The sequence below is a fragment of the Lacticaseibacillus daqingensis genome (assembly GCF_003946115.1).
In the GTDB taxonomy this organism is placed as follows: Bacteria; Bacillota; Bacilli; order Lactobacillales; family Lactobacillaceae; genus Lacticaseibacillus; species Lacticaseibacillus daqingensis.
Genome location: NZ_RHOH01000004.1, coordinates 182,988 through 195,688, shown reverse-complemented (window position 1 = coordinate 195,688; position 12,701 = coordinate 182,988). Strand labels below are relative to the sequence as shown.

At 44.6% G+C, this 12,701-nt stretch carries 10 protein-coding genes; all 10 read left to right on the top strand.

Going from position 1 to position 12,701, the window contains the following annotated elements; translation table 11 throughout:
- The first annotated feature begins 1 nt into the window (after position 1).
- The 10 genes from rfbB (at position 2) to EKM88_RS07065 (ending at position 12,634) form a co-directional block, all read left to right on the top strand.
- Positions 2-1,027, top strand: coding sequence for a dTDP-glucose 4,6-dehydratase (rfbB, locus tag EKM88_RS07110; protein ID WP_125704626.1), 1,026 nt, complete (start codon positions 2-4; stop codon positions 1,025-1,027).
- A gap of 65 nt (positions 1,028-1,092) precedes the next feature.
- A complete protein-coding gene (gene rfbD / locus EKM88_RS07105; protein ID WP_125704624.1) occupies positions 1,093-1,935 on the top strand; it encodes a dTDP-4-dehydrorhamnose reductase in 843 nt (280 codons plus the stop codon).
- 276 nt (positions 1,936-2,211) lie between these two features.
- On the top strand, positions 2,212-3,345 hold the full coding sequence (locus EKM88_RS07100) for a glycosyltransferase (RefSeq protein WP_125704622.1): 1,134 nt from the start codon (positions 2,212-2,214) through the stop codon (positions 3,343-3,345).
- A complete protein-coding gene (gene wzx / locus EKM88_RS07095; RefSeq protein ID WP_125704620.1) occupies positions 3,342-4,754 on the top strand; it encodes an O-unit flippase-like protein in 1,413 nt (470 codons plus the stop codon). The genes EKM88_RS07100 and wzx overlap by 4 nt, the downstream gene beginning before the upstream one ends.
- Before the next feature lie 64 nt (positions 4,755-4,818).
- Positions 4,819-5,961 (top strand): non-hydrolyzing UDP-N-acetylglucosamine 2-epimerase, encoded by a 1,143-nt coding sequence (gene wecB, locus EKM88_RS07090; protein WP_125704618.1) that lies wholly within the window; start codon positions 4,819-4,821, stop codon positions 5,959-5,961.
- A gap of 288 nt (positions 5,962-6,249) precedes the next feature.
- Positions 6,250-6,774, top strand: a complete 525-nt coding sequence (locus EKM88_RS07085) for a hypothetical protein (RefSeq protein WP_125704616.1) — start codon at positions 6,250-6,252, stop codon at positions 6,772-6,774.
- 329 nt (positions 6,775-7,103) lie between these two features.
- Positions 7,104-8,174: a DUF6056 family protein gene (locus EKM88_RS07080; protein ID WP_125704614.1), complete on the top strand. Its 1,071-nt coding sequence runs from the start codon at positions 7,104-7,106 to the stop codon at positions 8,172-8,174.
- Between the two features lie 245 nt (positions 8,175-8,419).
- A complete protein-coding gene (locus EKM88_RS07075; RefSeq protein WP_125704612.1) occupies positions 8,420-10,789 on the top strand; it encodes a GW dipeptide domain-containing protein in 2,370 nt (789 codons plus the stop codon).
- 366 nt (positions 10,790-11,155) lie between these two features.
- The gene (locus EKM88_RS07070; RefSeq protein ID WP_225418450.1) at positions 11,156-11,830 is read left to right on the top strand and encodes a sugar transferase; all 675 of its coding nucleotides are present in this window, start codon (positions 11,156-11,158) and stop codon (positions 11,828-11,830) included.
- Positions 11,831-11,857: 27 nt separating this feature from the next.
- Positions 11,858-12,634 carry a glycosyltransferase gene (locus EKM88_RS07065; protein ID WP_164512033.1) on the top strand — a complete coding sequence of 259 codons (777 nt, stop codon included), beginning with the start codon at positions 11,858-11,860 and terminating at the stop codon, positions 12,632-12,634.
- Positions 12,635-12,701 lie beyond the last annotated feature (67 nt).

Genomic DNA, 12,701 nt, shown 5'->3' with positions numbered 1-12,701 from the left:
CATGAAAATTATGGTAACCGGTGGGGCCGGGTTCATTGGCTCTAACTTCGTTCATTACGTCTACGAGAACCACCCAGATGTGCAGATCGTCGTGCTGGATAAGCTGACATATGCGGGGAATAAGGCGAATATTGCCGATATCCTGGGTGATCGGGTTCAGCTGGTCGTGGGAGATATTTGCGATGCGCCGTTGGTCGACAAACTTGCCAGTCAAGTTGACGCGATCGTTCACTATGCGGCTGAAAGTCATAATGATAACTCGTTGCAGGACCCGAGTCCGTTCCTGCACAGTAATGTGGTCGGGACGTACACGTTGCTTGAGGCTGCCCGCAAGTATGATTTGCGTTTCCACCATGTCTCCACTGATGAAGTCTATGGTGATTTGCCACTTCGCGAGGATCTTCCGGGCCACGGCGAAGGGGTTGGCGAGAAGTTCACCACCGAGAGCCGCTATAATCCATCCAGCCCATACAGCTCCACCAAGGCAGCATCTGATATGCTGGTGCACGGGTGGACCCGCTCCTTCAAGGTGCGGGCGACTATCTCCAACTGCTCGAACAATTACGGCCCGTACCAACACATCGAAAAATTCATTCCTCGGCAGATTACCAACATTTTGTCGGGTATTCAGCCGAAGCTTTACGGGACGGGTAAAAACGTGCGGGACTGGATTCATACCAGTGATCACTCCGCTGCCGTTTGGACGATTCTGACCAAGGGCCAGATTGGTGAGACCTACTTGATTGGCGCGGACGGCGAGCAAGACAACAAGACCGTTCTTGAAATGATCCTGCGCCTGATGGGCAAGGATCCATCCGATTACGAACAGGTCAAGGACCGCCCTGGTCACGATCTGCGCTATGCGATCGATTCAACCAAGTTGCGGACCGAACTCGGCTGGGCGCCTCAGTATACGGACTTTGAATCTGGGTTGAAGCACACCATCGACTGGTACGCCAACAATGAAGCCTGGTGGCAAGCCGAAAAGGCGGCCGTTGAGGCCAAGTACGCAAAGCAGGGGCAATAAACGTTAAAACACTGAAGCGAGGCTGGTTCAGCTTCGCTTTTTTATCATGATGGAGATGACTGAACATGAAAATTCTGATTACTGGTGCGAACGGGCAGTTGGGTACGGAGTTGCGTCACCTGCTGGACAGCAGGGCGATCGCATACCGCGCGACCGATGCGAAGGAACTAGATATCACGAACGAAGCGGCTGTTAACGCGTACTTCGCTGACTATCAGCCGGACGTGGTTTACCACTGCGCGGCGTACACTGCCGTTGACAAGGCCGAAGACGAGGGCAAGGCGATCAATCAGCTCGTCAATGTTGACGGGACGCGCAACCTTGCGAAGGCTACCGCCTCCGTTGATGCAACGTTGGTCTACATTAGCACGGACTATGTTTTCGATGGTGATAGCAAAGAGATTTACACGGTCGATGATCAACCAGCGCCACGAAACGAATATGGGCGCACCAAGTATGAAGGCGAACTTGCGGTTCAGAAATTTGCGACGAAGTATTACATTATCCGCACCAGCTGGGTCTTTGGCGAGTACGGGCACAACTTCGTGTACACGATGCTGAACTTGGCCAAGACACATGACCACCTGACCGTTGTTGATGATCAGTACGGGCGGCCGTCATGGACCAAGACACTCGCAGAGTTCATGACGTTTGCGGTCGATCAGAAGCTGGACTATGGCATCTATCATCTGTCTGAAGACAATAGCTGTAACTGGTATGAGTTTGCAAGCGAGATCCTGAAGGACAAGAATGTAGTTGTAACGCCTGTCAGCTCTGCCGAATATCCACAAAAGGCTTGGCGACCACGGCATTCTATTTTGGATCTGAGTAAGACCAAGGCCACAGGGTTTGAGATTCCGACTTGGCAAGATGCGCTGCATGAGTTTATGGCTGTGATTGATAAATAAGTGCTGACTGAGCTAAGAAGCATATAGATTTAATATGTGTCCGTCAAAGCAAACCCGTAGTCTCGTTTGTGAGATTGCGGGTTTATTGTTTGTATTTAACATCTAGCAACAGACGGGGCCATTAATATCAACAGCAGAGCTAGATGATTTTTGCTTTTTAACAGAAAAAATTAACGGACGTAGCTTAGCTTCTTGTGTATGATAAAGAGAGAACAAAAGGTAGGGACGCTTTAAACAATAGAATGTGTTGTCCACCAAGGTGTAAGGAGACTACTTATGAGAGTGCTGTATATATCACTAGTTGACTGGTTTTGGATTAAGCAAAGGCCCCAGCATATCTGCCAAGGATTAGCTCAGCGGGGAATTGATGTTGATTATTTCAGCCCGATTTCCTGGCGAAAAGCTGCCGCTACTCAGCATTCGAGTGAAGATGACACCTCGTTGATGAACTTTACGGTCGGAGAACATTTGCGTGTTGTACGAAAAAAATTGTTACCGCTTGGTCGTCTTACCCTTATGAGACGGCTCAACACGGTGCGTATGCGGCATGAGGTCAACAAACTTCTGAGTAAGACTGCCTATGACATGATTATTTTGACACACCCCGCGCAATTACCCTATGTACCAACATCGCTTCTAAGCCGGGTGATTTATGATTGTATGGACAATTACGAGACATTTATCAAATCTGAAATCGCCAAGCGTGAGTGCCGTGCTAACGAACAAATCTTGATTAATAAGGGCGCTGCGACAATCGTTTCTAGTGAATTTTTGGGTAAGACATTGGAGTCGCGTGTGAATCATCCGGTGAAGTACACCGTTGTAAATAACGGCGTTGAGTTTCAACGTTTTAGTGCGAACGTTTCTGATTCTCAGGATCCTCTGGTGCCGACGGTTACTTACGTCGGTGTTATCAGTTCTTGGTTTGATCTCGATTTAATTCAGCAGTCAGCAAGCAAGCACCCGGAGGTCAAGTTCAATCTGATCGGCCCAGTCGAAGTTTCAACCACCGATGTTACTGCGACCAACGTTCACTTTCTTGGCCCGGTTCCATACACCTTAGTTCCAAGTCGACTTTCAGAGTCGAGCGTGCTGGTGATGCCATTTAAGCTCAACGAGATTGTGAAAGCCGTTAATCCAGTGAAACTATATGAATATTTGGCTACCGGGAGGCCGGTCATTGCGCGACGTTACGGTGAAACGGAGAAGTTTGCGCCGATTGTCTCGCTTTACGATAATGAATCTGAGTTTGAATCAATGTTAAGTTTGGCACTTGCCCCGGAAGCTCGAGGTTCTGAGGTTGTGGAGAAACGGGTCGCTTTTGCTTCTGAGAATGACTGGCAAGCAAGAGCTAACCAATTTAAGCAGTTAATAACGGATAGCAAGGATAAATTGGAGGCATATAGTTGAAAATTAAGGCATCCAGAGCTGATGTTATCTGGAGTTACATTGGAACGGTGTTTTCGCTTTCCAGTAGCTTTCTTCTTTTACCGTTTGTGATGCTAAAGCTTACAGGAGCTGAGCTTGGGCTTTGGTACATTTTCTTAGCGGTGAACGGACTGGTAAATTTATTCGACTTTGGGTTCGATCCCACCTTCGCACGGAATATTGCTTATGCCTGGGGTGGCGCGGATGGAATTACAAAAACAGGGGCAAAAAGCTCCTCGGGTCCAGATGCGACCCCAAATTATCATCTTTTAGCGACTCTGGTGGCAACGTCTCGACGTCTGTACCGGCACCTCTCTTCATTGGCACTTGTGCTTGTTTCAACAGTTGGGACGATGTATATTGTCTCAATATCGGGGGAAATCAAGGGTCATGAGTATCTAATCGCATGGGCGATATTCTGTGTCGGTCTTTTCCTTAATCTGTATCTTGGTTATTATTCCGCGTTGCTCCGTGGGATTGGGGCCGTTGAGGGAATTAATCAGTCAACGATGCTTGCTAAAGTCTGCCAACTTGTAGTTTCGATTATTTTGCTCTATCTTAATCTGGGCTTGATCGCTGTGGCGGTTGGTTTCATTGTGAACGGGACGATGTTTCGTGTTTTTTGTAGTCGATACTTTCAGAAATTTAAAAATACAGGAGCTCTTGTGTCTGAGGAGATGCCAAGTGTTACCAAAGATGAGGTACACGAGACATACAAGGCAGTGTCTTACAACGCTTTTCGCGACGGCGGTGTAGCAATCTCCAATTATCTTTCCACTCAGGCGAGCTCTTTGGTTGCGTCAACATTTCTCCCGCTTAGTGCTACGGGCGAATATTCAATTCTTTTACAGTTTAGTAATGCCGTCGTGAATGTTGCGGCCACTATAATTTACGCCTATCATCCAACGCTTCAATCTGCTTATCAGCGGCACGATATCGACACCGAGAAGGAGTATATAGGACGTGGGCTAAGCGCGTATTATTTGCTTTTTGTACTAGGGACTTTGGGAGTAACCGCCTGTGTATTTCCGCTTTTGCACTGGATCAAGCCGACAATGACCTTTGATGTGCTACTTTATCTGGGCGTATCCCTCTATACATTCTTATGGCAACACCAGTCGACTGCAGCGTCATATATTTCTAATACGAACCGCGTACCATACATGGTTCCTTTTATGATTGCTAGTGTGTCGGGTATCGTGCTATCACTGATTATTGTAAAGTATACGGCTATAGGGGTCTGGGCGCTGGTTGTTGGACCTGGAATTGTGCAACTGATGTTCAATAATTGGTACTGGTTGCACACTGTGGTGAAACGTTTAGGAACAACCTGGCGTGCTGTAATTCTAAGCGGGTTGGGTTCTTGGCGTAGGTCGTTGCTTCGGCGTTAGTGCTATTGGCACTTGTGTGTTCACAGAGTTCTTATTACAATTTGATTTGATAGGAGACGATGAAATGCAAAAAGTTAAAGTTATGACCGTTTTTGGCACCAGACCTGAAGCTATTAAAATGGCGCCGCTTGTACTCGAATTAAAAAAAAGAAGTGCTGAATTTGACACCGTGACAGTGGTAAGTGCTCAGCACCGTCAGATGCTTGACCAGGTGCTTGACATCTTTAAAATCACACCTGATTATGATCTTGATATCATGAAGCCACGTCAAACATTGGATGAGATCACAAGTAATGTGATTCTCGCGCTCGGTCAGATTATTGATAAGGAAAAGCCAGATATTGTACTCGTGCACGGCGACACAACGACGACTTTTGCTGCGAGCGTATCCGCGTTTTATCATCAAACGGCTGTGGGCCACGTCGAGGCGGGGCTGCGAACCTGGAACAAATACAGTCCATATCCAGAAGAAATGAATCGACAACTCACGGATGTGCTTGCGGATCTTTACTTTGCGCCAACCTCTCAGTCGGAACAGAATCTTCTGAAGGAAGGGCACCCAGAAGACGCCATTTTTGTGACTGGAAATACGGCGATTGATGCTTTGAAGCAAACTGTTCACGAAGGCTATGAACATGATGTTTTAAAGTTAATTGAACCAGGCAAACGAATTGTACTGGTCACAATGCACCGACGCGAAAATCAGGGTGAACCCATGAAGCGCGTTTTTCGGGTTATGCGTCGTGTGGTTGAAGATCACCCGGATACCGAGATTATTTATCCTGTTCACTTGAATCCGGTTGTACAGGAAGCTGCTAAGGAAATTTTGGGGAATCATCCGCGCATTCATCTCATTGATCCGCTTGATGTTGTTGACTTTCATAATCTTGCATCTAGAAGCTATTTCATCATGACTGACTCAGGTGGTGTTCAAGAGGAAGCACCTTCGTTAGGTAAGCCAGTATTAGTGCTGAGAGATACCACCGAGCGTCCAGAGGGGGTTACGGCAGGGACGCTTAAGCTGGTCGGTACAGAAAAAGCATCTGTTGAGACGGCAATGCGGGAACTCCTAGACAACCCGCAAGCGTATAAACAAATGGCGGAGTCTAAGAACCCATATGGTGACGGTGAAGCATCTAGCCGAATTCTTGATGCAATCGCCTATCATTTTGGATTGAGGTCCGATATACCTAGTCGTTTTGAATAGGTTCTAACGGTTACATAGCCCTGGTCGCAAAGGTCACGGGCTTTTTTCGTGGGGGGAAGCTTAATGCGTCTAAAGTCAATTTATGATACTATGTTTGAATGACCTCATTGCAGTGAATATGTTTACACTGAAAGATTATGGTAAAGTACGATTCGTACATATAGCTACACTAGGTCTGTGCGTGTTGCTGAAAATAATTCTAGAGATGTCATACTGAGAAGACAAGAACCATTATTACTTTTGAAAGGCAGAAAGGATCAATTATTTTTTAGAAAGGGTGGTACTATTATGGGGAATAATGTTGCTCAAATCCCGTCTGAGTCAAGAATTGTTAGAATTGTATCGTACATTTGGTTAGCCGTCTGTGTGTGCCTACCAGTTGTTTTTTCAATTGAACAATATCGTGAGTTCAAATCGCCACTGATAATTAACCTAGAGCATTATCAGCAGGTGCCTGCCGGCAAAGAATCATTTAAAGTTGAAAACATAAATAAAATTGAGACTTCACTCTACAATATAAATGGATGGGCGTATTTTTCCGGGAAGGAGGCCAAAACTTTTAACACCTTAGTTGTTCTATACGAGCAACGAGACAGCAAAGGGCTTGCGTTCAAGACTAAAATGTCACTACGTCCAGATGTCACTGCGGCGGCTGGAGATGGAAAGAACTACGATGCCTCTGGCTTCAGAGTGACCGTTCCAACAAGATTTGTAAAAAACAAAAAAACTAAGATCGCATTGTTGGTACAGTCGGGAAAGAACCAAAAAATCATATTCACCAATCAAATAGTAGAAGGCGGTGGGGACAGGTGATGCATCTCGTTGAATATATCCAACTAAAAACCAACAATCTACTTCGTAGGAAAGACAATTTCGTTTCGTGTTTACTTTTATTTGGTCTAGTCGTAGTTGTGTATCATCTGTTAATGCGAGAGTACTCTGGTGATGCTTTAAGTTCCTTTTCACATGTTTTAAGAGATCAGACGTTGCTTGAGGCCTTGAGATCCAGCTTTTTAACATGGTCTTCTCGTATATTAATCAACGCAGTTCTGTATGTAGTTGCAGCGGGATTTCATTTTTGGTTGTGGTCTCTGCTCGATATTTTGATGTATTTTGTGCTTCTTTTGTCAATGATGAGATTGATGAATTACAAACATAATATCCTTGTAACTGGGCTTATACTTATTTATCCGGTCTCTCAAATGTCCTCCGCTGGCTGGATTGCTACGACAGTTAACTATTTGTGGCCGGCAGCAATGGGCGCTTTTGCTTTAGTTTATTGGATGAGGCTATACCAACAGAAAAAAGTTCATACTGGAATGATTGTTCTCTATCTTTTGGCAGAAGCTTATGCAACAAATTTTGAAACGTTTAGCGTAATGTTCTTGTGTATAACGGTTTCCGTTTTTATAACGATGATGCTAAAAAGAAAAATCCGGCGAGAACAGATTATACCAATCATTGGATCTTTTGCCATTAGCATCGGCAATATAGCACTTGCGCTCTTTTCTCCTGGAAATGCCACAAGAGCAGTGTCTGAAGTTCACTGGATGAAAGACTTTGACACACTTACGTTTGTTGATAAAACTGTACTGGGCATTTCGGATACGATGGTCAAGCTTATTGACTTTAATTTAATTTTTGCTATTTTCTGTGTACTCTTAGTATTGGTTACGCTCGTTAAGTCTAATTTTTCAACTTGGGCAGTTTCTTTGTCGGCATTTCCTTTGTTAATTGTTTTTTACAGGCTACTTCCAAGCTCCTTTACAGACCCATATTTTTTGAAATTAAACATGGCGTTAGATCAACTTGAAAAAGGAACTAGAGTAGACCCATCCAATTATTATGGCATTTCCATATACGTCCCGTTGAGTTTGTTCTTCTTAATCATTTTCGTAATCGGATATGTTCTTCTCAATTATGGTGACACTCTAGAGCAAAGTCTTCTCATGTGCGTGATTGTTGGTAGCGGATTGGCAACCAGATTCGTGATGGGCTTTACACCCACAATCTATGCGTCCTCGAACCGAACGTTTGTCTTTTTGGACATTGCAATGATTTTTGTTTGTTGCGAATTGTTTGAATTATTTGACAAGAGTTTTCTGGCAACACATTACGCTACCCGAAAGTGTATGCACATTGCTTTTATACTCTTAGTGGCTCTCGCGGTCGTTTCAAACAGCGTAGCAATAGGTTATCCAGCCATTTTTTAGTACCCTATATTTTGACAATAGGGCGTCTGGTAAAGGCTCAATACAGCAATTTATACAGACTCATCTTTGTCAGAAAAACTCAAAAAAAGAGGATGAATCTTCCGAAAAACATGACACACGTGGACGACCGTGTTAATATATGCTTTAGCGTGCATAATCTATTCGGAATGATGCAAGGCTAAAAGTATAATCTATATTTTGTGATATTTTAAATCATATTTCTAGTTGATTGGAGGATCTGCAGATTGAAAAAGTTTCCGGTTTTTATTTGCAAGGCTGTGCGTGAATTCTACAGTTGCCGAACTGTCAAGGCACTGCTGTTTTTGGGGATGTTTTTTTCTTTGAGTGTGTGTAGCAGACGCTCACTTGTTGTAAACGCCATTGATTCGGAAAATCAAGATATCTCCTTTGCGCTCACAAACCATCATAAGGATGAAACAACTTCTGTTTCGAATGATAATAAGGTCATCGGGTCTTCCGTTGCTTCCAATATAAAGTTGAATGAGTCCGATTCTACAGATATTGTTCATCGGATGACGATTCCTGCGGGGTTGTCACTTGAGATGCAGGGCCAATGGCTTGCACTTGCACAAGAGCGGGCTCTTGCTGATATAGCGTTGACATCTCGCGCTCAACAAATCATCCAACTTGCAAGTCAACCTGCAACAATTCAAATTGGTAATTCTCTTTACCCTCGTGCCGATGTAATTGATGTTGCGTCTTATCAGTACTGGATGAATCAGGCTGATTTTAATCAATTGAGGAACTTAGGTGTTAGTGGACTTGTGGTTAAATTGACCCAAGGAACAGGATACGAAAATCCATACGCTACTAACCAAATTTCATATGCTCTGGCCGCTGGAATGGCTGTATCAGCGTATCATTACGCGACATTCAACAGTGTTACGGCAGCAAGAGCAGAGGCCAATCATTTTCTGGCGTCTGTGAAATCGCACGGATTACCAATGAGCACCACCCTTGTTGCTGACATGGAAGACGGACTCGTAGCAGGAGATGTCGCATCGGAGCTTAAAGCTTTCTGGCAAGTTCTTTCGGATGCAGGGTACAATCAGCATGTCGTTTACACTGGTGGCGGATTTGCCGCAAAAAATGCTGCCATTGCCACCGTTGGCGAAGCAAAAACCTGGTATGCGCAGTACCCATACGATCCCAGGGCGACTAATCTGTGGAACACGAACTATGGTGCTTGGCAGTTCTCATCGACTGCATTGTTCCCTGGTGCGAAAAGCAGTGTGGATGTTTCAATAGATTATCGTGGTCTGTTTACCCGAAAGTATGATCCAATATTATCTTCGGGGTTAGTTGATTATGACGCCACGATTGATCAGAGCACCCGAGCGGATGGAGTTTACACGGGGCCTTATAATACAAGCTATGAAACCAGCCAACCTAACGTGGACGGGAAAAAATATGATAAGGCGTTTTTCCATGCCATTGAGGAAGCCACTACGCGAACAGGTACTTACGTAAAAGGCTATGCTAATGGGACTCTGATTTGGATTCAAAAAATGGCTCTGGTTGATCCCGTGTACGAGAAGATTCTCTCTAGCGAAAATATTTCTGGATTTTTTCAAATTGATCAGTCAAATCGTGCTGATGGCATCTGGGCTGACGGTCCATATATGACTAGTGGTACGACTAGTTCGCCAAATACGGATGGTCTGAAATACTCCGGAAGGATTGTTACAGCCCTGCAACGAGATATCACGACTCGTGGCGTTTTCGATCAGATTAAACTGAGCACGGGGGAAACTTTCTGGATTGATGAGCGTGCACTAAAGGCAGTTGTGATGAACGAAATCACAGGCGATGTGGACGTTACAGGCAAAGTCTATCGAGTTGATCAGACAATCCGAGCAGATGGAATCTATAGTGCAGGGCCATATATGACTTCACTAGAAACTATTTCACCGAACACTGGTGCTACTGCATACTCCGGGGTACTGGTTAAGGCACTACAAGCAAAGCAGACAACGATGGGTGTGTATGTTCAGGTCCAGACGGAATCTGATGGTAAAACATTCTGGATTGATCAGCGTGGTTTGGCAGCCTTTGCGATGAACGAAATCACAGGCGATGTGGACGTTACAGGCAAAGTCTATCGGGTTGATCAGACAATCCGAGCAGATGGAATCTATAGTGCAGGGCCATATATGACTTCACTAGAAACTATTTCACCGAACACTGGCGCTACTGCATACTCCGGGGTACTGGTTAAGGCGTTACAAGCAAAGCAGACAACGATGGGTGTGTATGTTCAGGTCCAGACGGAATCTGATGGTAAAACATTCTGGATTGATCAGCGTGGTTTGGCAGCCTTTGCGATGAACGAAATCACAGGCGATGTGGACGTTACAGGCAAAGTCTATCGGGTTGATCAGACAATCCGAGCAGATGGAATCTATAGTGCAGGGCCATATATGACTTCACTAGAAACTATTTCACCGAACACTGGCGCTACTGCATACTCCGGGGTACTGGTTAAGGCGTTACAAGCAAAGCAGACAACGATGGGTGTGTATGTTCAGGTCCAGGTTCAACAAACTGGGTTGTCTTTCTGGATTGATGTCCGAGGTTTGGAGGAAGTTCAGTAATATATTTCAAATTTTTTTGATTAGGAGATTATTTCCAGATGGTTAAGGGCAGTGCGACAACTTAGCATGTCAGGAACAAGCGGGCATCGGGAGAAATTCTATAACAGGCTAGTGCAATGGATGGCCATAAGGGGTGAAGGGGCCTGCAATCTCGGATTTGAGATTGCAGACTTTTTCGCTTGTAATTGTTCCCTTGTAGGCACCTAAAGGAAGTGTAAAGTTTCTGTGTTTTTAGCAACGAATATGCCGATTTTAAGAGACTTTGTTGGTCACCGTTTATGCCTATGGTAAAATGTTTTAGTCGAGCGGTGGCTGAAAGTCAGAAAAGCCATCACCTGTTCGCTGGTATTTGGAGGCGTAGTAAGGATGAAGGAATTGAACACAACAATGAGTAAAGACCTTTTACCAAACAGCGTGAAGAACGCTTCAGCAGAGTTTTCTTCGCATGTCATATATCGCAAATGTGCCAAGCGCACATTCGACTTTGTCTTATCCGGTCTAGGAATTGTGTTGTTTGCAGCACCTATGGTCATTGTAGCAGGTTTAGTTAAGTGTACCTCCAAAGGCCCAATTTTCTTTCGCCAAACTCGCTTTGGGCGTGATAGCATGCCCTTTACGTTAGTCAAATTTCGATCTATGTATATTGAAGCGCCCGAGAAAGCAAATAAAGATTTTTCCAAAGAGGCTATGGCTCACTACGTTACACCGATTGGTCGTTTCATGCGTAAATCTTCCTTGGATGAACTTCCGCAGTTGTTTAATGTTTTTACAGGTAAGATGAGCTTTATTGGCCCACGTCCATTAGCTAAAACCGATGCTCGCGTTATTGAGCTGCGTCAACAAAACGGTGCTGATCGGGTGCGCCCAGGAATTACAGGCTTAGCTCAGATTAACGGGCGAAACGAGGTTTCCGATGAAGACAAAGCTGATTACGACGCACAATATGCACGTCAATTTTCGTTTTGGTTTGATCTGAAAATTTTGTTACAAAGCGTTGTTGTGGTTTTGTCTCAGCGAGGAATTAATAAAAAGGGCAAGTAATACTGCTCAGCTAAGAGGGGAATGTCGGTGAAGCTCACATACGCAGTGGTTTTCTACAACCATTCAAACGATATGGTTCAGCACTTATACCAGAATTTAACTTCTACGGTTCCGTCGGGATACGAGTATACGTTGTACCTTGTTAATAATTCCCCTGCTAATCGAGAACTTTCAGAGTGTTTAAAAAAAATACAGAAGCAGGATAGACATGTAGTTGCTATAAATGCGGCTGAAAATCGGGGGTTTGGCGCTGGTAACAACCTTGCCATTGCGCAGATTGAGTCGGACTATCACCTTATCGTAAACCCAGATATTGAGATTCCTGATGCTAATCAGATTCGGCTCATGATCACTTACATGGAAGCAAATAAAGTCGTACTCTTGAATCCAAAGATTCAAGATACAAGTGGGCAGATTCAAAAGTTGGTGAAAAAGAATCCGACTATTCTTGACCTTGGGTTAAGATTTCTTGGCTCGCGTGTAATGGCAAAGCGACAGGCGAATTTCGTCTATGATGGGATGTATGATTGTGCACACGAGGTACAGGTTATCTCGGGATCCTTTATGGTTTGCAACACGGGCGTATTAAAAAAAGTTGGTGGCTTTGACGAGCGTTACTTCCTATACATGGAGGATACAGATTTATGTCGTAAATTCATGTCTTACGGGTCTATCTATTATTATCCCGATGCGTATGTTATACATGAATGGCAACGTCAAAATCGTAAGTCCTTGAAGGGTATTCGACAGATGCTCGTCAGCATGGTGAAGTATTTCAACAAGTGGGGTTGGCGTTTCTGGTAGGACGGTCGGCTGATGATTTGAAGATCGTAAAAGGTCAGCATAAGATCATTGATGAGGCACGGATCAA